Here is a 22,469-nt window from a genome sequence, read left to right as displayed (position 1 = left end):
TCAAATTTCTCTCTGTTTGTCAACCCTTTTTTGTTAGTGCTGAGTAGGTGAGTGGGGAGTGGAGAATAACTTTTGACCCTTGACTCTTGTAGAGACGCGCTGTTTGAAACGTCTCTACTCTTGACACTCAGCACTCAGCACTCATAACTCTTTTATCCTAACTCAGCACTCAGCACTCAGCACTCATAACTCTTTTATCCTAGTTCTTCTGGCTCCTGAACTAGGTTGCCTATACTGGCACTGTGAAAAGATGCTGGTAGAGACTGGGTATTACGAGAATATGGCTCTGCCAAGTTAGAACGCAATTGCCGCATGAGGCTTGCCATTTCTAGAGCGCTCATGGCATAATCCCAGCCATGATTGCTTTTAATGCCTGCCCGTTCTAAGGCTTGTTGCATGGTGTCCGCTGTCAAAATGCCAAAAATCACGGGTACACCTGTCTGAAAACCAGCAGCAGCAACGCCCTTAGCTACTTCAGAAGAGACGACATCAAAATGAGGTGTTTGCCCTCTAATGACTGCACCCAGGCAAATTACAGCATCATAGCGATGAGAAAGTGCCAACTGGTGAGCCACCACAGGAACTTCAAAGCTTCCCGGAACCCAAACATAGTCCACTTGAGAACCATTAGGGTTAGTATCTACGCCGTGACGTTTTAAGCAATCTTGACACCCCTCTAGGAGCTTAACGCTAACTAGGTCATTGAAGCGACCAATCACCACTGCAAACCGCAAAGGTTCTGTTTGAGTAAAACTTCCCTCGAAAACTGCCATGAATGCCTCTTAAACAAGTTTACTTCTTGCCAATATACATTTCTTCTTTAAATTTAGAAGGGCAGGAAAGCATATTCAGGAAAAAGGAACGAGCCTTTAACCTTAGCTCTTCTGCCCATCTAGAGTTTTATATTATGTGCTTGCGCTAGGGCGAAGCCGTCGTCTAGACGACAAAAAAGTTTAACAGACCAACTAAAAATACTAAACCAATCCAGACGCCAGAACCAACCCAGAGCAGTTTTTTAGATTCACCCCAATTTTGGGGAGTAGCGTAAGCAACAGGGACGCCGACAACTAGAACAAAAGACAGCAGAACTAGAGCTAATAAAGCGAATTGGAATATTATGGTCATTTTTGCTTCTCCCAAAACAGCGAAATACTAAAGATAGAATATCCTAAAGGGTCGACACCGACTGTTTTTCCTTATTTTTACGCTAGCAGAAATTGCTACATTTTAGTCAAAAGTCTAAAGTCTAAAGTCAACAGTCTAAAGTGCGAATCTTGACAGACGCAACTAATTGCGTCTCTACTCTTGGCTCTTAAATTATGGACTTAATTCTTTGCCACACGACAGCTGATTTTGATGCTCTAGGAGCAGCGGTAGGGCTAACGCGGCTACTACCGGGAAGCAAGATTGTCCTAACTGGTGGATCTCATCCTCCTGTACGGGATTTTTTGGCATTGCATCGGGATGAATATCCGCTGATTGAACGGCGTTCGGTCAATCCTGAGTCAATTCGTTCCCTAACTGTGGTGGATACGCAACAGCGCGATCGCTTGGGTAAAGCTGCGGAGTGGTTAGATTTACCCCAGATAAAAGAAATCATAGTTTATGACCATCACATCGGGCAAGCACAGGATATTCCGGCTACGCGATCGCATATTTCCTCAGTGGGAGCAGCTACAACTCTAATCGTAGAGCAGTTGCAACAACAGCAAATTTCCCTCACTTCTGCCGAAGCAACAGTGATGGCTTTGGGTATCCATGTTGACACTGGCTCGCTGACGTATGACCAAGCTACACCACGAGATGCTTTAGCATTGGCTTGGTTGATGCAGCAAGGAGCCAGTTTAACGGTAATTTCCACATACCGCGATCCCGGTTTGTCTCCGCAATTGCAGCAGCTATTAACTCAAGCTTTGGAAAGCTTAGAATATGTTTGTCTACGTGGATATACTATTGCTTGGGTTAATTTAGAAACAGATAGTTTTGTCCCAGGGTTATCCAGTCTAGCTTCGCAACTTGTGGAATTAACCGAAATTGATGCGATACTGTTGGCTAATGAGTATCCCTTGGGTGAAGGTGACTCACGCTTAACAATAATTGGGCGATCGCAAATTCCCAGGACAAATCTTAACTTGTTATTCCAACCGCTGGGTGGTGGTGGTCATTCGCAAGCAGCATCGTTGAATCTCCGTAAAGTAGACTCAGCAGCAATCTTACAACAACTCCTAGACGGCTTAAAAGCCACTGTTCCTCATCCTCCTACAGCTAGGGATTTGATGTCCTCTCCTGTCCGTACTATTCTTCCTGAAACCACCATTGAGGAAGCACAACGCATTTTATTGCGCTATGGACACTCTGGTTTATCTGTAGTCGATACCCAAAGGCAACTAGTAGGGATTATTTCGCGTCGGGATATTGATATCGCTTTGCACCACGGGTTTAGTCATGCACCAGTGAAAGGCTACATGACAATGAATCTAAAAACGATTACACCAGATACGACGCTGCCACAAATTGAGGCGTTGATGGTGACATACGATATTGGGCGCTTACCAGTATTGGAGAACGAGCAGTTAGTCGGCATTGTTACGCGCACCGATGTATTGCGGGAATTACATCAAGAAAGGGATGAAGAGGAAAGAGGGGAAGAGAGCGAGAGGGGAAGAGGGGGAGAAAGTAATATTAATCTTTCCCAATTAGAAAATAAACTTGCTCCTCAACTGTGGCAATTGCTTATCAAAGCATCCCAAGAGGCTGAAAAACGAGGTTGGCATCTTTATCTTGTTGGAGGTGCGGTGAGAGACTTACTGTTAGCTGACAAAGCAGCAACCAGCTTGATGATTAAAGATATTGATCTCGTAGTTGATGGCTTTCACAAAGCAGCAGATGTTGGTGCTGGTGTGGAACTGGCAAAAGCACTACAGCAACTTTACCCTACTGCTCGTTTAGAAATTCATGGGGCTTTTCAAACTGCTGCTTTGCTGTGGCACAAAGACCCAGAATTGGATTCTTTATGGGTGGATATTGCCACGGCTAGAACAGAATTTTATCCTTATCCAGCAGCGAATCCAGAAGTTGAGGCGAGTTCGATTCGTCAAGACTTGTATCGTCGAGATTTTACCATTAATGCAATGGCGTTGCGGCTTACTTCCCCTCGTGCTGGTATTAGGGTTCCCCTACTCGATTTTTTCGGCGGCTTACTAGATTTACAAGCTCAACAAATTCGGGTTTTACACGCTAACAGCTTTATCGAAGATCCCACCCGCATTTATCGTGGCGTGCGCTTTGCGGTGCGCTTTGGATTTCAAATTGAACCGCGAACAGAAGAGTATATTCGTTATGCCATTAACAGCGGCGTTTACGATCGCACTATTCAAGAAAATAGCAAAACTCCTGCCCTGCAAACTAGGCTAAAAACAGAATTGAAACATATTCTAGAAGCTCCCTACTGGAAACAAGCTTTGCAGTTACTCGACAACTTGGGAGCTTTGCAATGTATTCATCCTAGTCTGAAGTTAGATGAGGAACTTTTGCGGCAATTACGTTTGCTAGAACGCTGCTTGCGGCGATTTGACTCCCAGCAAACTCTTATCCACTGGCAAATGCGCTTAGAAGCGTTAATCGCCCATTTAGCACCAACATATCGGGCAAAAGTAGCAAAGAACCTCCAATTGCAGGAGGATAGCATTGACAGATTGATGAACTTGGCTGAAGTACAAACTGAGGTTATGACGTTATTACCTACTTTTAAACGTCCGAGTCAGGTAGTACAGTTGCTGCGAAAATATGATTTACATACGCTGATTTTAATTGCTGTGCAAATTCCGCGATGTCTAACAGCAAGCGGTTACGCGTCTACGCTGAGGCGGCAGATTTGGCAATATTTAACTGTGTGGGCGAATGTGCAACCCCTATTGAATGGTAATGATTTAAAGAAACTGGGTTACAAACCTGGGCCGCAGTATCGAGAAATACTAAATAATTTACTTGCTGCTACTTTGGATGGAGTAATTAAAGATAAGGCTGAGGCTGAAGAATTTTTAGCACAAAATTATCCTACATTTGGATAGATTTATTATTACAGCAAGCGCCTCCTGAAGGCGATCGGGGAAGCAGCACATCATAATTACTGATCATTGCACGGTATCACAAACGTTCCAGCCACTATAACTAAATAAGCATTATTAAACGCTCAACCTACTGGTGACGACAAATTATGGTTTGAGGCGGTTACGCGCTCAAATTGACAAAATATCACCCCAGATATACATTGCTGAAACTATTACTGTAATCCAATTACAGCCTTAATGAACAATTTCCCCACTTCGGCGATCACTAAGGTTTTCGGGGTTTGTCATAGTGTGCGTTTTGGCGATTACTCCAGGAGGGTGGTTCAATGTCTAAGACAGTAGACAAAGGAATATGTATGTGATTAAATATACTTGTAATTAAATAATAACTAGATGTTAAAAAATATTGACTGGGATGATATCCGTGCAAATATTGCAATAGGGATAGGAATAGCAGCTTTCTCTGGTATTAGCTATTTCTTTACAGGATTTGGGCTTTTGCTCCCCATACGATCCTATAAAAGCTGAAATGGTTTCAAAGTTTAAGCATGACAAGAAATATACAAACTTATTGGTTCCTTTTTACTTAGTTATAAATCCGTAGTAACTTTTGTAATGTTTGTGACTGTGGTTGTGTTTGTAGTTTTAGGCAGAATGACAATGTGTTAAAAACTCAATACTAGATAGCATAGAGGCATCACAGTAGGGAGGCGATTAACACTGATGAGCATTGTAGACAGTATATTCATGCAGATGTTTGGTAGCCCGAAGGGTATGCTAGGTAGGTTGGGTGGCATAATTATGGCATCCATGAACCAAGCGTTTACCTATTCGGTGATCGACCTACTCGATATTCAGCCGAATGACCAAGTGTTGGAAGTTGGATTCGGCTCAGGAGTGGGTATTCAGCGTTTATCCTCTTTAGCATCAACAGGATATATCGCAGGCATCGATTACTCTCAAGAAATGGTTGAGCAAGCTACAGCTAGAAACATGGCGGAGATTGAGATGGGTCTGGTTGATTTACGGCGAGGTTCGGTGGAAAGTTTGCCCTTTGAAGACAACAAATTCGATAAAGTGCTGGCGGTTAACTCTATGCAAGTCTGGCCAGATGCCGTAGTTGGGCTGCGGGAAGTGCGGCGAGTTATGAAGGTTGGTAGTCGAATAGCACTTGGTTTTACTTCTTACTCAGGGCAATCAAGTACTGGATTGACTCAGATACTTACGACTGCTGGTTTCACTCAAGCGTGCATAGTGGAGACGGATCGCGATTTTTGTGCATTGGCGATCGCTTCATGAACAACTGTCAGAACAGTGTTTTGATGGTTTTTGCGGCTATTGTCAGCATAAATGGGAGAAAATAATGGATGAGTAAGGTTAGTGGGATGTAGTTAAAAGAATAGTTACAGAGTTTTCGCCAACCACACGGGCATGAGGCGATCGCACTTCTTAGAAGATATTTGAAAAGTTGGTTGTGATAACCATCGAGGGTTAACTTGACCCTCGATGCTTTTTTGGCAGCAGTGGCGACAATATCCCTAATTTGGCATTGGGCCAAGATGGACGTATTTAGCAATTGATAACTCTTCACAATAACTCTTGAGTGGCGCGACTATCAACGTCAGAATGGGGTTTGTAGCGTAGTAGACTGTCCAAAATAGAACGTGTACACCGGACACTGTAGCAATCCTAAATCATTTGTAAACAACAAGATACCCGACTTCTCTAATAAGCCAGGAATATGAGCTTGGCGATTTTCATTTATACCAAAGAAAAGTATGTTCGGAGTCAACTCCTGAGATTGCTATTCTCTTCCCTATATTTTCCAAATTGGGATGCTCGCTATTTATAAGATTGCTATATAAATATATTTATCTTTGCAGAATATTCTGTTATCAACTATGTCTCCTGCTATACATTCATAATAAATAGGAATTTCATGATAAGGAATATCCTGTTGCTTTCTCAACGAATTGCACAACTTTCTGATATGATTCGGGATTACTCACAGGATTGATGATGATGGGAATAGTACCATCTGGCAACCAAAATGTTATTCTGCCATTTGGTTCCTGACAAAAAGAATTGATGCAGGTGAGATTGATTAAATATTCATTTTTCTCATAAACTATTTTCACCCAATAAGCATGATCTAATTCCAAGCCTGTAACGCATCCTAGATAGTCAAGAACTTTCTGGTAGTCTTCTAAGTTACTTTGCGGATTAATAACTATTGGGATAGCACTATCGGGCAACCAAAAAGTTACCCTGCCGTTCCCTTCATAACAAAAAGCATGAACGCGCTCCAAATTTACTACATATTCTTTCCTCTCGTAAAGGATTTTCACCCAGTACGTCACAACATCTCCTCAAGTCCAAAATTTATGAATGATGTCACCCTGTATGTCAAAATCTGCTCAAGTCCTAAGTCAATGTTGCTGCACGTCTATTCAAAATTCAAAAAAACTAATTTTGAATTTTTATGATACTTCTAATGGTGTTGGTGTACTAGAGGTCGTCAAAAAAAGTGAGATGGCGGCTTGAATAAACCCTTTAAATAAAGGATGAGGGTTACTCGGACGCGATTGAAATTCTGGGTGAAATTGGCAAGCAATAAAGAATGGGTGCTTGGGTAATTCCACAATTTCGACTAAGCGTCCATCAGGAGAAGTTCCACTAATCACATAACCAGACTTCAACAATAAATCGCGGTAAGCATTGTTGAACTCATACCGATGCCGATGCCGTTCATAAATCACATCTTCTTGGTAGAGTTTGAAAGCTAGAGTATCGGGGAGAATACGACAGGGGTATAGCCCTAAGCGCATTGTACCGCCTAAATCAACGACATCTTGCTGTTCTGGCAACAAGTTAATTACCGGATCGGTTGTATGGGGGTCAAATTCGGCACTGTTGGCATTTCTTAGTCCCCCTATATGCCTAGCCCATTCGATGACAGAACATTGCATTCCTAAGCATAAGCCTAAGAAGGGAATTTGGCGATCACGGGCATATTTAATTGCAGCTATTTTGCCATCTACTCCCCGGAGTCCAAAACCTCCTGGTACTACAATGCCATCCACACCCTGAAGATGAATTTCAGCTGGTTCAGTTTCCAACAGTTCGGAGTTCACCCAACGCAACCGCAGCTTGCCATAAGTGGAAATTGCTGCATGGTTTAGCGCTTCCACTACAGATAGATATGCATCACTTAACTGCACATATTTACCGACAATGGCAATTTCTACCTCATGCTGAGGACTATGTAACCGTTTTACTAAGGTTTGCCACTGGGTTAAATCTGGTTGGCGTTGTTCCATTTGCAGCAAGTTCAGGACTTGTTCTGCCATTCCTTCCCGTTCTAGATTCAGCGGTACTTCATAGATACTTTTGGCATCTTGAGAAGTGATGACGCATTCTTCCGGGACATCGCAAAATCCTGATAATTTCTGCTTTAATCCCTTGGGTAGCGGGCGATCGCTCCGACAAACTAAAATATCTGGTTGAATGCCAATGGATCTCAGTTCCTTAACTGAATGCTGTGTTGGCTTAGTTTTCATCTCACCGGCAGAAGCAATCCACGGAACTAGCGTGACGTGCATATACAAGACATTCTGCCGTCCCACTTCTTTACGAAACTGGCGAATTGCTTCCAAAAACGGTAGTGACTCAATATCTCCCACTGTACCGCCGATTTCTGTAATCACTACAGATGGATTGGTGCTTTTGGCAACTCGCAGAATGCGGTCTTTAATTTCGTTGGTGATGTGGGGAATGACTTGCACTGTGCCGCCGTTATAGTCACCACGTCGTTCTTTGTTAATTACTGCTTGATAAATTGAACCAGTAGTAACACTATTTAAGCGCGACATTGAGGTATCAGTGAAGCGTTCGTAATGTCCCAAGTCCAAATCTGTCTCCGCACCATCCTGGGTTACGAATACTTCCCCATGCTGAAAGGGACTCATCGTACCAGGATCGATGTTGATATAAGGGTCGAGTTTAAGAATCGACACCGAATAATTTCGCGACTTGAGCAAACGCCCTAGACTTGCTGCTACAATGCCTTTGCCAATACTGGAAACTACACCTCCAGTTACAAAGATAAACTTAGTCATAGTACTTTGAATTTCTAGCAACTTCTAAAAATACATCCCGTCATTGTGCCACAGTAACTGTGGTGAAATCTTCTGTGATTCTGCTGTGAAAAACCTTTTAGGATTAGTAATATTAGGCTGTATTGTCACTTCCTCCGTAGCATTGGCAAAGCCATCTCTTTTAGTAGTTTTTCCCGGAACTAATTACCAAACCAGTGCGGAAAACATCTTCTTTCTTGGTACTGCACCACCCGATGGGCAAGTTTTAATCAATGGTAAGCCAATTAACCGCAGCAAGGCTGGTCATTTTGCTCCAAGCTTCCCTTTACAGTTGGGAGAGAATGTTTTTAGTGTGCGTAACCGCAATCAAGAACTTCAGATTAAGGTAACAAGGCTTGCCACCCAGCCTGAACTACCCCAGGGGTTAGCCTTTGCCAAAGATTCTCTCACTCCCGCTGCTGACATTGCCAGACTACCGGGGGAACTAATTTGCTTTAGCGCGTTAGCACCCCCTAACGCCAGTGTTTCCGTCACCCTGGCTAATCAAACTGTTGTCCTTTCGGCTCAACCCCAACAGGCGCAACTGCCAAGTAATTTGGCAGCTCTCACAGGACGAAATCAGCCTACTACTGCCCAGTCTATCGCAGTCAAGTACGAAGGTTGCACTACAATTCAACAGCTTGGTTCCCCAATTGAGAGTTCTCTAATTTACGGTAACAATATCATTTCCGGTGCTGTTGTTCCGAATTCCGGTAAAACTGTAGATTTGGGTAAACCAGAATTTCAACTAACACTCAACGGCAAGAATATAACTCAATTAGGATCTGGTAAAATAGAAATCCTCTCGCCCGCACAGTTGCCAGTTGCTGAGGTGATAGCAGAGTCAGGTGTGGCTCGCACTGGCGCAAGTACCGATAATTCTCGACTGACACCACTACCTCAAGGAACACGCGCCACAGTTACAGGTAGGGAAGGTGAGTGGTTGCGCCTAGACTATGGCGCTTGGATTAATAGCAAGGAGACTCGCATTCTTCCAGGTGCGATTCCACCACAGACTGTAATTCGTAGTGTTGGATATCGTCAAGTTCCTGGTGCAACGGAGATAGTTTTTCCTTTGCAGGTTCCCGTACCTGTAAGTGTGCAACAAGGCAGTAACAATTTTATCCTGACTCTCTACAATACTACTGCCCAAACAGACATTATTCGTCTAGATGATAACCCCCTAATTTCTCGCCTAGATTGGCAGCAAGTAGCCCCTGGTCAGGTGCAATACACCTTTAACCTCAAAAAAGCTCAACAGTGGGGATATAAGCTGAGATACAACGGTACGTCCCTGGTTTTAGCTTTGCGTCATCCGCCGACAATTAGCCACAACAAACACAAGCCTTTAGCTGGTATCAAGATTTTACTTGATCCAGGGCATGGCGGTAAAGAATCTGGTGCTAGCGGCCCAACTGGATACTTAGAAAAAGATGTGAATTTGGTAGTATCTAAGTCACTGCGTGACGAGTTGGTGAAGCGAGGCGCAACTGTGGTGATGACGAGAGAGGATGATAAAGAGGTTTCTTTAGTAGAACGTCAAAAAATTATTAGTAGAGAACAACCTGCGATCGCTCTTTCGATTCATCATAACTCTTTACCTGATGATGGTGATGCTGAAAAAACCAAGGGATTTGCTGCTTTTTGGTATCAGCCCCAAGCACATGGTTTAGCGGTGTTTTTACAGAACTATGTCGTTAAAAAAATCGGCAGACCTTCTTATGGTGTATTTTGGGATAATTTAGCGCTGACACGTCCAGCAGATGCGCCATCGGTGTTGCTGGAATTAGGTTTTATGAGCAATCCTGATGAATTTGAACAGGTAGTTAACCCCGAAGAACAAAAGAAAATTGCAAAAGCGATCGCTCAGGGTATTACTGAATGGTTTAAAAGTGTAAAATAGAATACTTTAAAGCATTTTCTATGACTTGATTTACCTAGCCGCTAAAAGTTGGTCTGAATAGTAAAATATTCAGTTCATATAGCAATCCTATTTTATTTCTGAAAAGATAAAAACAAGATTCCCAACTTATTTAAATAAGCCGGGAATCTTGTTTTTCACGAATGTTTTAGTATTACTGTATACTACAAAATAAACTTTTAAATTAAAAGCCTTCTCAGTAAAATCATTTAAAGGTCAAGGCTAACTCAAGAACATCAAGCTCACTAGTTTTGACGGTTAAGTATCGGGAAAACCGATACTCAGCCTTGTAACTAAAGCTGATTACTCTTAGATTGTCAAACTGTAACTAAAGGCAATAACATAACATGGCCCAAAACAAAAAGAAGTTTAATTTTACTAAATGGGGTTTTGTTTTAGGAACTCCAATTGCTATTGCTGGAGCTATCGCTACTGTAGTAACAGTTCCAGAATTTAGGTGTTCTGTCGGGCTAAAAGCAGAAACTTGTGTAGTTCCAAAAGCAGTGGTTCAACTTATTACACTAAAAGAAACAGGAGAACCTTTAGACGGAGTAAGAATTCAGTTCATTTCTCAAGGTGCGCCTGAAATTCAATGGACTAATAATGCTGGTTATGCTAAAGTTCAAATTCCTAGTAAAGGTGATGTTGACCTTATTCTAAGTAAAGAAAATTACCCGACTCAAAACTTCACAATTAACTTAGAAAATGAACAAACCACAACTAGACAAATAAGATTTAAAGCATCAGGTGTGCCAGAGGTTAAACCAATTGCCTCTTCACCTGCAACTTCATCTGTTGCAAAGCAACCTGAAAGAACTTCTGCACCATTAGTTTCTACAAATACAACTAATAGTTCACCTGATGATGCTAGTAAGAATCTTGAAACTTTAACAAAAACGAAGAAATGCTCAAAATGTTATCTAGTTGGCGTTGACTTGGGTTCAGCAAACTTAGAACGGGGTGATTTGACAGGTGCTAATCTGAGAGGCGCTCGTGGTTGTCCTCGTCTCAACGGTGCCAATCTCAGCGGTGCAGACCTGCGTGGTTTTAGTACTAGTTGTGGAGGATTCGACTTGCAAGGAGCTAACTTGCGTGGTGCTAACCTCAAAGGCGCAAATTTAAAATCTGCTAACCTGCGTGGTGCTGATTTGACTGGTACTAACTTATCTGATGCCAACATAGATTATGCAGACTTGGCAGGGGCTATTTTGCCAGATGATGCCAAATCTCCTAAATAAAATTCTCAAAATTGAATTTATGGGGTGCATTTGCTTGGTCTAATGCACCAAACTCTTTATGAATTGGTTCTTCGCTGCCAATCGTGCAAAATTGGCATCGTAAATAATCCCCATGCCAAACCCGTAATCAACCCAAACGGCGTAACTACGTAATTATTAAAATTCCACCAACCAAAAACCTGTGCTGCCAATTCTAAAGGATAAGCCATCATTAGCACACTAGTCAGGGCTGCACCACCTAAACCATACTGGTTCAACCAGTAAAAACCTTTACCACCAGTTACGCCATACAGTAGACGAGTAATCAGTAAACCCGTAACAGTGCCGTAGCAGCGCATACACACAGCCATAACAAACGGCGGAGCTAAATCTAATCCCAAAGTAGGTTGCGGACATACATGATTACCCATGAAATAAATAATGTCCGCAATACCGCCAAGCAAAGACACACCAGACGCAGCCAGAAAAGGAGCAATAGGCGGGCCAAAAACCATTCCCACCAGCAGAAAATCAGCAATCCAACTGACCCAATTAACTTGCAACTCTTTTCTAATAGCAACTCCCGTCATTCTCTTCCTCTGCGCCTTTGCGCCTTTGCGCGAAACTTTCTTAACCTACCTTAGCAACATAAGGACTCGTCAACTTATCCAACTGCTGTATTAGTAGACTCAAAAACAATCCGACATCTGTAACCACACCTACCGATTCTATCGAACCGCGATCGCTTAATTTAGTCACCACAGCTGGATTAATATCCACACAGACCATTTTTACACCCGCAGGAGTCATATTCCCCACCCCAATCGAGTGCAGCATTGATGACAGCATCAAAATCATCTCCGCACCTTCGAGGTGTTTAGCATATTCTTCTTGTGCCTTAATCAAATCCATTTGGGTATCAGGTAAAGGCCCATCATCGCGAATCGAGCCAGCCAGCACGAAAGGCACATGATTATGGACGCACTCATACATGACGCCACTCTTAATTATCCCCGCCTCAACTGCTTTAGCAATGCTGCCATGACGACGAATTGTATTAATCACCTTCAGGTGATGGCGATGTCCTCCATGAACAGCAACGCCGCGTTTCATGTCCACACCGAGGGAAGTCCCCATCATATTTTGCTCGATGTCGTGGACAGCGATCGCATTCCCACCCAACAGCGCTTGCACGTAATCTTCCCGAATCAGCCGCGCCAAGTGTTCGCCGCCACCAGTGTGAATAACTACAGGCCCAGCTGTGACAACAACTTTACCGCCTGCATCTCGAATTTTACGCAATTCCCAAGCTACTTGTTCGACAATTAATTCTACCCGTCGTTCGCTGGAAACTCCTGCCGACATAAAGCTGAATTCTTGGGTATTGCGAAGTTCCCGTGATTCAGTTTTGCGGATAGTGCGGATACCCAGTACGTCTACAACTACTTGGTCGCCTACTTTGACTTCGCGTAAGATTTTACACCTAGCTACTATACCATTAGGTGTTTGGGTAATGGCGATCGCACCATCCATCCGTTGATTTTCTACCTTTACCCACTGACCCTTAATCCGCACTTCTGTGGGATAAATAGTACTGACGTAGAAATCATCAGGAGCTACACCATCTTGGATAACTGGCTCTAGTTTGGCATCCCGCTCATCTTGCGGTAAATCAACTGCACCTAAATCAATCAACCGGGAGATGATTTCTTCCATCACTTCATGGGATGGTGCTGATACCTTCACCTCGGCGGCTGAGGTACTTTGGCGCTGTTCTCCCAAGTTGAAATTCAGAACTTGGAAACTTCCGCCAGCATCCACAATCAAATCCAAGGCGCGGTTAATTAAACCTGCATCTAGCAAATGCCCTTCCATACGAATGACGCGGCTTTCTACCGAGACATTGGCATGAATTTCATCTCTAACTGGTTCCGTCACCCGCAAGGTTAAGCATTTAGCCGCACCACCAGCTTTGAGAAATTCTGTAAGCTGTGTTTCCAGTACTTGAAAACCTGCATCTGCAAGGCGTGCTTTCAAAGCATCACTCGCCTTGTTCATAATGACGATGCTATCCACATTCACCGCATTACAAGCGAAGTTAACTGCATCAGCTTCTTCAATTGCAATTCGCTTTTCTGCTGCAACGCGCATTTCAATTAAGCGGTTGGAGTAGGAATCAAAAGCACCAGGATAGTACAGTAAATAGCCATTTGCTAGCGGACAGAAGCAAGTATCCAAGTGATAGAAACGCTCATCTATCAGTCGCAAAGACAGCACTTCTATATCCAGCCATTTCGCTAGATAGGGGTGAGAATCTAATTCTGAGCGGAAACCGTATCCCGCCCATAACCAACGTCCTTCTCGGTCTAGCAGTGCGTCCCCTGCTCCCTCAAAAGGCAAGTCTTTAGGAAGTTTATGTACTGTATAACCATTAGCCTCAAACCATTCGTCAAAGTAAGGTTCTTCTCCTTGACGCTCTTTGTGTAAAAAGCGACTGAGAACGACATTATCCCCCAGTACTAACCCGGCGTTAGCTGTAAAAACTAAGTCAGGCCAACCTTTTTGGGGTGTTACTAAATCTACAATGGCGTGTTGTTTGAGAATATGGTATAGTCCTTGCCATTGTTCCACGGCGCGATCGCGCGATGACTTGTGAATATTTCCTTCCATCCAGGGATTAATCACATAGTCTACATCGTAGTGGTCAGGCGGACACATCAAAAAACGAATCAGGGAAGTCATAAAAATTTTATAGACGTTTCAATGCTACGGTTACAGATTTTTGTCTTTCCAATTATTATGTCAAATCTGCTACTAAAGCTCTACCTTTGGATAGTTGCAGGCGTTACAAATGCTTCGCGTTTCTTTTTATTACTCGAATAGACAAGTCGAGGAATATATAATACCACACTACGAACCTCAAAGCCTTTTATATTTAATGAGGTTAAAAACTCCTCTCCAAACTTCTAAGAGGATGTTTTAAAAGTATTACTGCTAACACAAAATCTCCTAAACCTAACCCCCCTAGCCCCCCTTCCCTACAAGGAAATGGGAGTTTCAAAGCCTCTCTTCGTTTCGGGAAGAGGTTTGGTTCAGTAACAAGTCTAGGATTAAAGTGATGAGAATTTAATGTTTCAAAGCCTTTCCCCCTTTCGGGGAGAGGTTTGAAAAGGGGTTTTTAGTATACTTTTCCGATAGGAGAAGGGTGCGTTACGCTGACGCAATAACAGACCATAGGAAACTATAGCTGTGACTTATAGTCGTTTGATGCAAGATTTGCTCAATCTCCTATATCTTTAAGGACAAAACAGTTATGCAAAAATTATTGTGAGGCAAGATGAATGCAATACAGTTCAGTTAGTAAGTGACAATATTTTATGGTTTCAGTCAAATCTCAACTTACACTACAAGAATTCCTCGCACTACCAGAGGAAGATATTACCTACGAGTTAGTAGATGGTGAAGCAAAACCAAAAATGGCTCCAAAAAGATATCATTCCAGGCTCACAGGTACAATTTACACACTTCTAAGCCAAGGATTGCAAAATCGCGGTGAAGTTGGTATTGAATGGGCAGTTACTTTAAAGCGTAACGGTAGAGATTGGGTTCCAGTACCAGATTTACTTTATGTTTCCTACTCTCGTCTTCCTAGTGAGGTAATAGAAAATGAAGCTTGTCCTGTACCCCCGGACTTGGTGATTGAAATTATCTCTCCTGACCAAACTTTTGGACAAATGAGTGCAAAAGCAACAGATTATTTAGATGCAGGTGTACTTAGGGTTTGGGTTGTGGATGCAAAAGCTAAAACAGTAACTATTTTCTATCCTGATGCGCGTCCTCAGACAAAATTTAGTGCAGATATTTTAGAAGATTCTTTGTTGGAAGGGTTGCAAATTACAGCCGAACAAATTTTTCAACAAGCAGGAATTCCCTAAAGGTTTTAAACTTTGAATCTTACCTCTATGAAATTCTACTGTGCAAGGTTTTCTTAACTTAAACAAACCATTTGGCTGGACTTCCCACGACTGTGTAGCGCGGGTGCGAAAATTATTACGCTTCAAACGTGTGGGACACGCGGGAACTTTAGACCCCGCAGCTACTGGAGTGTTACCCATCGCACTTGGTAAAGCCACAAGACTATTACAATATTTACCAGGGGAAAAAGCTTATAAAGCCACTATCCGTCTTGGTGTGCGGACTACAACCGATGATTTACAAGGTGAGATTATCTCTTCACAACCTTGTACTCATTTAACTTTGGCAGAGGTTAAAACAGCACTGGCACAATTTGAAGGGAAGATTGAGCAAATTCCACCAATTTACAGTGCAATTCAAGTGGACGGAAAGCGTCTTTATGATTTAGCACGCAAAGGTGAAGCAGTGGAAGTTCCAGTGCGGACAGTAGAAATTTTTAATATAGAAATTTTAGATTGGCGGGAAGGAGATTTTCCCGAATTAGATGTGGCGATCGCCTGCGGATCTGGTACATATATAAGAGCGATCGCTCGTGACTTAGGTACGGTTTTAGGAACTAGTGGCACACTCGCCGCTTTGATACGTACTGAAAGTAGCGGTTTCCATTTAGCAAACAGTCTCACCTTGACTGACTTAGAAACACAAACGCAAGCTGGAACATTTCAACCTGTTGCACCTGACGCCGCCTTGCAACATTTGCCATCTGTCACTTTATCAGCAACACCTGCACAAAAATGGTGTCAAGGTCAGCGAGTTTCTCTAAATCTCAATATCTCTGGAATAGTGCGAGTTTATGAAGAAGAGACTCGCTTTTTAGGTATTGGACAATTACAAGACGAAGTATTGATTCCTCAAATGGTGTTTGAACCAATTTCGTGAAATAACATAAGTTCGACGAATGATTGCAACATATCCTTGGATGAAGACGCGATGAATCGCGTCTCTACAGATGGTCTATTTGTGACATTCTTTTTTCAAACTGGTATTGCGTTAAAACTGTCGTGGTTTACTACAATGGATGAAATTATCAGCCAAACAAAAACTGCGTTTCTAACAACAGCTTAAGTTGTTTTAACAACAGCTTTTGTTTTTCTTATAACAACACAAGCTGTTCTAACAACAGCTTCAACATTTATAACTACGATTAATATCAAATCTGTTTCTATCGGAATTATTTCTCTTCCTCTTCCTCTGCGCCCTCAGCGTCTCTGCGGTTTTTTAATCATTCAGATGCTACCTGATTTGATACAGTACCAATTTTCCTCTCATCAAGCGACAGATGCAAAGCCGGAAACCCAGGTAAAATTTAAAGCTTCTTAATTGCGAATTGGTAGAACTTATTCCCAAGTAGATGCATTTCGCAGCGCTTCAGGAATTTGTTCTTGAGATTGAGGAAATTCCAGCAAGGTTTCTCGATAACCCAAATATCCAGACTCAGCAAACGACAAAAGCATCCGCGAAAGTGCTGGCCAAACTTCCGGCTCATATTCCCAATCACGATAACGCGAAGCTCGACCAGCAATTGAACGCAGCGCCCAGAAATAAGAATTTCTGACCACAGAACCACCCTTTTTAAACTCTGGTAAATCCTCGTGGCACAGAAATAGTACTTGATTTTCAATTCTGGCTCTCATATCAGCCATTTTAATTGATTCGGGCATGGATTGTAGAGACGTTGCCGTGCAACGTCTCTATCACAATGGTTACAAAGTTGCGCTTAAACCCAGACGGAAGGTAAATCCTGGGCTATAAATCCGATTAACTCGTTCGTATTGCTCGTCTAGTAAATTCTCTAAGTAAACCGTCAGTCCTATATTGCTGGTCACAGGTATCCGACCGCTGAAATCTAAATTTACGAAAGATGGAGAAAAATCTGTAGTCTTATCACCAGGATTATTAAAGAACGCTCTGCGGGAACCACTGTTATAGGTAACATACAAATTAGCCTGCCATCCTGAATTTTCATAACCTACCCCAGTTTGAAGTACAGAGTAAGGAATCAAACCTAACTGTAAACCTTCCTCCGAACCTGTTTTTATTTGGGCATCTGTATAAGTATAGTTAAGGAAAGTTGACCAGCCAGAAGCAATTTTAAATTGCAATGCGGCTTCTAAACCATTGGTATCTACTAATCCAATGTTTTCCCATCTTCCTGCGATTACTCCCAGGCGGTCATCGATACTACTGCCGAAGTAAGTAAACTGTCCAATCAAATTATCAGTAAAATTGATATCTACTCCCGCAGTCCAAGTTGAGCCATTTTCTGGTTTTAAATCAGGGTTTGGTTCCCAACCATGAACCGTATCATAAACATACAATTGATCCAACCCAGGATTGCGTTGTCCCCCCGCCCAACTTCCACGCACAGCAACTTTTGGTGTGACGGCATAACGAAATCCAACACTTGGGTTAAAATAACTGCCAAACTGACCATCAAAGCTTTGTCTTAACCCTAAATCTACAAGAAAATTATCAGTAATATTCCAAGTATTGACAGCGAATAAAGCTGTATTTAATACACTCTTATTTTCAGTTTCGTTTTCAGCAATCCTTTCTGGATTGGTACTCAAAACATCACCGTTGATATCGCTGTTTTTTAAATCTAATCCCCAACGTAATTTATTATTAGCAGTAACTTGCCATTCATTATCAACTCTAGCTGTCAGTTGTTCTGAATCTAAAGAACCTGTACGGTAAAAATTTCCTGTAGGGTCATAGGTGCTGAAATAATCTCGGTTATAACCAAGTGAGGTTGTCAAATTGGAACTTTCTCCATTACCCAGGCGAGTTTTCCAAGATAAACCAATGTTCAAACCATCGTGGTCTAATCGGTCTTGCTGGAGAGGAAACCCAAAATAAATTAAACCACGACGACTACTAAGCGCAGTAACATCTAAATTTAAAGAGTTTTTATTATCTAAATCCGCGGCAATACTTCCAAAGTAAGTGCTTGTAGCTGTGTCTGCATTCGACAAAAACCCTTCAGAATCGCGATTTGCCGCACCTACAGGCACACGATAACGGTTATCTGTAAAGAACCTTTCAAAGCTAAAGTTATACTTAACAGCACCCGATGAACCTCCATAGGTAACTTGTTGATTATTTAAATTCAACGAGCCAAATTCCACACTACCAGTTAATTGAGGTTTTCCATAACCTTGCTTGGTAATAATATTAACAACTCCTCCAAAGGCTGAAGAACCATATAAAGCGGAGGCTGTACCGCTATATAATTCCACTCGTTCAATAGCCTCTATAGGAATGCTATTTAAATCAGTTCCACCATGATAAGTATTGACATTATTATTAATTGGTCTGCCATTAATCAGAAATACAGACTGATTAATTGAAGCTCCCCTGTAATATGTACCTGTGTGAATATCTGCACCATGACCTGCATCATTAATAGCAAACCCAGGCATTTTTTTTAAAATATCAGCTAGGCTATTAGCACCCTGTTTTTGAATTTCTTCTTTTTCAATTACATAAGTCGGTGTAGACTGAGGGAGACTATCTTTTTCTCCGATCGCTTCTATAGAAATATCTACATCATCGCTAGAAGTTGGCTCTGCTTCTGGCTGTTCATCAGGTGCAGATTTTTGAGTTAATAATTCAGCATTAGTAGTAGGTAACTGAATTTCACTAAGACTAGGAATATTTAAAGTTGCTGTGGTTGAGTTATCAATGTTTTTCTGCTTAATTTCAATATCATCAGCAAAAGCAGGAAATGCTATTAGTAAAGTTGGTAAAGCAATTGGCAGCAATAAAAAATACTTTTTCACGATTTCACTCACACCCGGTCAAAACAGTCACTAGGTGGTATTGTTGCTGCAATTATAAAATTGTGTCAAAAGACAAGCTGTCATATTTCCATAGATTCAGATGAGACTCTTACTCATGTAAAGCAGATAACTGCTCTGTGAAAATTAATTTGGTTGCGGTTTAGGCTTCTTTCCAAATCTTAAAAAAGATGAATAAAGTAGAATACTTAATTATCAAATTGGCTGGCTACGGAGAAATTACGAATTACGTTATTATTGAGAAAAATAAACGCTTCCCAAACAGAATAGAAAGCAATAAGTTATGATTCAAAGCTTACGTAAACTATTTACATTCGATGAATTCATTGCTAAATATCCTGACAACACAGGAAAACATTATGAATTGCATGATGGAGTAATAGTCGAGATGCCGCAACCCACAGGCGACCATGAACAGATTATCGTATTTTTAGTCCAGAAATTTATTCTAGAATATAATCGCATCAGCCTACCCTATGGCATTCCGAAAACAGTACTAGTAAAACCACTTGAAAGTGAATCGGCTTACTCACCAGATGTGTTGATATTAAATCTGCCTAATTTGGTAAATGAACCTCTGTGGAAAAAAGAATCTACTGTAAGCCAAGCGGAATCAATACCCTTAGTAATTGAGGTAGTGAGTAGCAATTGGCGTGATGATTATTTAAAAAAAGCTGCTGATTATGAGGCTGTAGGCATCCCAGAATACTGGATTGTAGACTATGCTGCTTTAGGCGGTAGGCGATTTATTGGCAACCCCAAACAGCCAACTATCTCGATTTACACCTTAATTGACGGAGAATATCAAGTCAGCCAGTTTCGAGGTAGCACTCACATCGTCTCGTCTACTTTCCCAGAGTTAAATTTAACCGCCGAACAGATTTTTCAAGCTGGTGGATACCCTGCATAGTCGCAATCGGTGTAATCAAGCTAAACAGTATTAGCTGTTACAACCCTCACGGTGTTATAAAAGAGCAATTTCCATTGCTAAAGAAATTTGTCGTCGTAAAGCCTTAAGTAAATCCAAAGTTTTTTCGTAAGCTATCTTTTTTCCTTCATATTCAAAGTACTCAGATGCCTTTTTAAGATCCGCGATCGCACCTTGATGATACCCTAAGTTATAGTGAGCAATGCCGCGATTAAAATAAGCTAGGGCATTACTGGGGTTAAGTCTTATGACTTCAGAAAAATCATTTACAGCGCCAAAGTTGTCCCCGTTTCGTCCGTAAGCACAACCACGATTAAAGTAAACTCGATAATCTTGAGCATTGAAACGAATTGCCAGATTAAAGTCGAGCATAGCTGTTTGGTTATCTTGTAATAACAACCGCGCTAAACCTCGGTCATTATAGATATCTGCCAGCAATAAATTGCTTGCTTGGGGAATTTGAGTTAATGCCCTGTTGTAATCAACAATAGCTTCTAAATAATTTCCTTGCTCAGTTAGGGCTACTCCTCGGTTGTAGTAAGTGCGGAAATCATAGGGTTTAAGTGTAAGGGCTTGATTATAATCAGCAATGGCAGCTGAATAATTCCCTTTTCTGTAGTGTGCTAGTCCGCGATTTAAATATGCCTCAAAGTGAGCTGGTGCAAAATTTATTGCTTGAGTACAGTCTGCGATCGCTTGGTGGTAATCTTGTAATTGGAGATAAGCAAGACAGCGATCGCTGTAAGCCATAGCAAAATCTTTTTGCAGTTGAATGGTTTGGTTAAAGTTCTCTATTGCTTCCTGGTAATCACCACGCTGCATTTTATCTACACCCAACTTGAAGAAATCACCCGCTGTTATTGGTGTGATGAACATGGGAGATGAGTGTGCAGAAGTTGGCAAAAAAGTCAAAGGAAAAGCAATAATTAAACTGAGAAAAAATCGCCACAAATCAGCCATAATACCAAACCTGAATTGTTAGTGTTGTTTGATATTCCTAGAACAGTCTTTTGCTAAAGACTTTTAATCCAACATTCCAAATCAAAAGTTGGTATCAGCATCCTATTTGACAATTTTGGCAGCAATAAAATTAGCGGGACAAAAAGCCCCGCAAATTATTAATTGTTGAAGTTATACCAATTCTTTCAAAGAAGGCTACAGATTTAAAAAGGGAAACCCAGATAAAATCTGACGCCTCTTAATTACCCTCCGGGTGACGCTCCTGCGTCGCTAACGCTACGCTAACGGCAGTTACTCCACTTGGGGAGACCCCAAGACCGTACTACCTCACGAATTACGAATTGGTATTGGACGTTAGTTTACTTCCAATCCTTGTCTGCTTGTTCAAGGACATAAGCAGCTACATCTTCAATCTGGTTAGGTTTTAAGCGACCACCAAAGGCAGGCATGGCATTTTTACCTTTTGTCACTTGAGAGATAATTGCCTCCGCTGAATACAAACCATACTTTTCCAAAGCTTCCTTCTTCAGGTTCTTTGGCGCTTGAACCAGATTTTTACCACCTGCATGACAGGAAGCACAATTTGCACTAAATACTTTGGCTCCACTAGCAGTATCTGCTGCGAAAGCCGGAGTACTGAAGGCAAAAGTGAAGATTGCTATGCCTAACAGTATTACTGAAATAATCTTTTTCATTTCGTGTTTCCTCTGCAACCAAGGCTCATTCGGTGCAATTTCCTCCACAATTGTCAATTGAGGAATAGTCTTCGTCAAAAGACAAGCTGTCAAACTTCGCTCTAAGAATTTGGAGTTTTAAGTTTCCAGGTTTTTAGATGGAAAATTCTTAGTACAGAGCGATCATCTATGATTGGAAAGTAAATTTATGTAGATTAGGCTACTTTTTAATCAAGAAGAGATGAATCGTAAAATACAAAATCTCACACTTGCTTTACATCTCTAGCCGCTAATTTAGGCAGAATCTTTTCTGTTACGCGACAGATTCGCCAATCATCTAATATGGATGCTCCCATACTACGGTAGAATTCTTGAGCTGATTCATTCCAGTCCAATACGCTCCACTCTAAGCGTCCGCAATTCTTCTCTACAGCTATTTGGGCCACTTTGGTAAGGAGAGCTTTACCTATACCTTTTCGTCGATATTCTGGTAAGACAAATAAATCTTCTAGATAAATTCCTGGCTTTGTCAAAAATGTTGAATAATTATAAAAATATAGTGCGAAGCCAACAGCTTGACCTGCATATTCGGCTAATATTGCTTCTACATATTTAGGTGTGCCAAATAAATGCTCCTTAAGTTCTAGAGCATTGCCAGTGACAGCATGAGATAATTTTTCGTACTCTGCAAGTCCTTGAATTAATTCAAATAGTGCGCTGCAATCAGCTGGTTCAGCAAAACGTAAAATCAAATTGCTAGGCGAAGTCATTAGTCCATATTCCATCTT

Annotated in this window: 19 protein-coding genes; 8 read left to right on the top strand and 11 right to left on the bottom strand. The window is 41.7% G+C overall.

Annotated features, from left to right (window positions below; all coding sequences use genetic code 11):
• Nucleotides 1-194: 194 nt before the first annotated feature.
• Nucleotides 195-773 carry a 6,7-dimethyl-8-ribityllumazine synthase gene (gene ribH / locus WKK05_RS00715; RefSeq protein ID WP_341527912.1) on the bottom strand — a complete coding sequence of 193 codons (579 nt, stop codon included), beginning with the start codon at nucleotides 771-773 and terminating at the stop codon, nucleotides 195-197.
• Between the two features lie 163 nt (nucleotides 774-936).
• On the bottom strand, nucleotides 937-1,125 hold the full coding sequence (psbZ, locus tag WKK05_RS00710; protein WP_341527911.1) for a photosystem II reaction center protein PsbZ: 189 nt from the start codon (nucleotides 1,123-1,125) through the stop codon (nucleotides 937-939).
• Nucleotides 1,126-1,319: 194 nt separating this feature from the next.
• On the opposite strand from psbZ, the gene WKK05_RS00705 reads away from it, so the two are divergent.
• Together WKK05_RS00705 and WKK05_RS00700 are read left to right on the top strand one after the other, a co-directional pair.
• On the top strand, nucleotides 1,320-4,070 hold the full coding sequence (locus WKK05_RS00705) for a CBS domain-containing protein (RefSeq protein ID WP_341527910.1): 2,751 nt from the start codon (nucleotides 1,320-1,322) through the stop codon (nucleotides 4,068-4,070).
• A gap of 723 nt (nucleotides 4,071-4,793) precedes the next feature.
• Nucleotides 4,794-5,369, top strand: coding sequence for a class I SAM-dependent methyltransferase (locus WKK05_RS00700; RefSeq protein WP_341527909.1), 576 nt, complete (start codon nucleotides 4,794-4,796; stop codon nucleotides 5,367-5,369).
• Nucleotides 5,370-6,007: 638 nt separating this feature from the next.
• On the opposite strand, the gene WKK05_RS00695 is transcribed toward WKK05_RS00700, so the two are convergent.
• Nucleotides 6,008-6,430 carry a hypothetical protein gene (locus WKK05_RS00695; RefSeq protein WP_341527908.1) on the bottom strand — a complete coding sequence of 141 codons (423 nt, stop codon included), beginning with the start codon at nucleotides 6,428-6,430 and terminating at the stop codon, nucleotides 6,008-6,010.
• Between the two features lie 120 nt (nucleotides 6,431-6,550).
• Complete coding sequence (locus tag WKK05_RS00690; protein WP_341527907.1) at nucleotides 6,551-8,188, bottom strand: CTP synthase; 1,638 nt, start codon at nucleotides 8,186-8,188, stop codon at nucleotides 6,551-6,553.
• A gap of 85 nt (nucleotides 8,189-8,273) precedes the next feature.
• On the opposite strand from WKK05_RS00690, the gene WKK05_RS00685 reads away from it, so the two are divergent.
• Complete coding sequence (locus WKK05_RS00685; RefSeq protein ID WP_341527906.1) at nucleotides 8,274-10,109, top strand: N-acetylmuramoyl-L-alanine amidase; 1,836 nt, start codon at nucleotides 8,274-8,276, stop codon at nucleotides 10,107-10,109.
• Nucleotides 10,110-10,474: 365 nt separating this feature from the next.
• Nucleotides 10,475-11,365, top strand: a complete 891-nt coding sequence (locus WKK05_RS00680) for a pentapeptide repeat-containing protein (protein ID WP_341527905.1) — start codon at nucleotides 10,475-10,477, stop codon at nucleotides 11,363-11,365.
• A gap of 56 nt (nucleotides 11,366-11,421) precedes the next feature.
• On the opposite strand, the gene WKK05_RS00675 is transcribed toward WKK05_RS00680, so the two are convergent.
• Together WKK05_RS00675 and WKK05_RS00670 are read right to left on the bottom strand one after the other, a co-directional pair.
• Nucleotides 11,422-11,934: a DUF2085 domain-containing protein gene (locus tag WKK05_RS00675; protein WP_341527904.1), complete on the bottom strand. Its 513-nt coding sequence runs from the start codon at nucleotides 11,932-11,934 to the stop codon at nucleotides 11,422-11,424.
• A 40-nt stretch (nucleotides 11,935-11,974) separates the two neighbouring features.
• Entirely contained in the window at nucleotides 11,975-14,086 is a 2,112-nt protein-coding gene (locus tag WKK05_RS00670; protein ID WP_341527903.1) for a TIGR00300 family protein, read from the bottom strand.
• A 635-nt stretch (nucleotides 14,087-14,721) separates the two neighbouring features.
• Between WKK05_RS00670 and WKK05_RS00665 the strand changes: the two genes are divergently transcribed.
• Genes WKK05_RS00665 through WKK05_RS00655 form a run of 3 tightly spaced genes read left to right on the top strand, consistent with a single transcriptional unit; the run spans nucleotide 14,722 to nucleotide 16,384 of the window.
• On the top strand, nucleotides 14,722-15,279 hold the full coding sequence (locus tag WKK05_RS00665; RefSeq protein WP_341527902.1) for a Uma2 family endonuclease: 558 nt from the start codon (nucleotides 14,722-14,724) through the stop codon (nucleotides 15,277-15,279).
• 40 nt (nucleotides 15,280-15,319) lie between these two features.
• Nucleotides 15,320-16,198: a tRNA pseudouridine(55) synthase TruB gene (gene truB / locus WKK05_RS00660; protein WP_341527901.1), complete on the top strand. Its 879-nt coding sequence runs from the start codon at nucleotides 15,320-15,322 to the stop codon at nucleotides 16,196-16,198.
• Between the two features lie 51 nt (nucleotides 16,199-16,249).
• Nucleotides 16,250-16,384 carry a hypothetical protein gene (locus WKK05_RS00655; RefSeq protein WP_341527900.1) on the top strand — a complete coding sequence of 45 codons (135 nt, stop codon included), beginning with the start codon at nucleotides 16,250-16,252 and terminating at the stop codon, nucleotides 16,382-16,384.
• A 272-nt stretch (nucleotides 16,385-16,656) separates the two neighbouring features.
• Here WKK05_RS00655 and WKK05_RS00650 read toward each other — a convergent pair whose 3' ends face one another.
• Nucleotides 16,657-16,953 (bottom strand): hypothetical protein, encoded by a 297-nt coding sequence (locus WKK05_RS00650; protein ID WP_341530984.1) that lies wholly within the window; start codon nucleotides 16,951-16,953, stop codon nucleotides 16,657-16,659.
• A 69-nt stretch (nucleotides 16,954-17,022) separates the two neighbouring features.
• Entirely contained in the window at nucleotides 17,023-19,101 is a 2,079-nt protein-coding gene (locus WKK05_RS00645; protein ID WP_341527899.1) for a TonB-dependent receptor, read from the bottom strand.
• Nucleotides 19,102-19,402: 301 nt separating this feature from the next.
• Between WKK05_RS00645 and WKK05_RS00640 the strand changes: the two genes are divergently transcribed.
• Nucleotides 19,403-20,029 carry a Uma2 family endonuclease gene (locus tag WKK05_RS00640; RefSeq protein WP_341527898.1) on the top strand — a complete coding sequence of 209 codons (627 nt, stop codon included), beginning with the start codon at nucleotides 19,403-19,405 and terminating at the stop codon, nucleotides 20,027-20,029.
• 54 nt (nucleotides 20,030-20,083) lie between these two features.
• Here WKK05_RS00640 and WKK05_RS00635 read toward each other — a convergent pair whose 3' ends face one another.
• The 3 genes from WKK05_RS00635 to WKK05_RS00625 all read right to left on the bottom strand — a co-directional run bounded on the left by WKK05_RS00635 (nucleotide 20,084) and on the right by WKK05_RS00625 (nucleotide 22,451).
• Nucleotides 20,084-21,007 carry a tetratricopeptide repeat protein gene (locus WKK05_RS00635; RefSeq protein WP_341527897.1) on the bottom strand — a complete coding sequence of 308 codons (924 nt, stop codon included), beginning with the start codon at nucleotides 21,005-21,007 and terminating at the stop codon, nucleotides 20,084-20,086.
• Nucleotides 21,008-21,366: 359 nt separating this feature from the next.
• A complete protein-coding gene (locus WKK05_RS00630; RefSeq protein WP_341530983.1) occupies nucleotides 21,367-21,702 on the bottom strand; it encodes a c-type cytochrome in 336 nt (111 codons plus the stop codon).
• A gap of 242 nt (nucleotides 21,703-21,944) precedes the next feature.
• Nucleotides 21,945-22,451 (bottom strand): GNAT family N-acetyltransferase, encoded by a 507-nt coding sequence (locus WKK05_RS00625; protein WP_341527896.1) that lies wholly within the window; start codon nucleotides 22,449-22,451, stop codon nucleotides 21,945-21,947.
• Nucleotides 22,452-22,469: the final 18 nt, after the last annotated feature.

It is taken from the genome of Nostoc sp. UHCC 0302, from assembly GCF_038096175.1.
Classification (GTDB): domain Bacteria; phylum Cyanobacteriota; class Cyanobacteriia; order Cyanobacteriales; family Nostocaceae; genus UHCC-0302.
The sequence above is the reverse complement of the archived record's forward strand: the minus strand, read 5'-3'. Positions and strand labels throughout refer to the sequence as shown.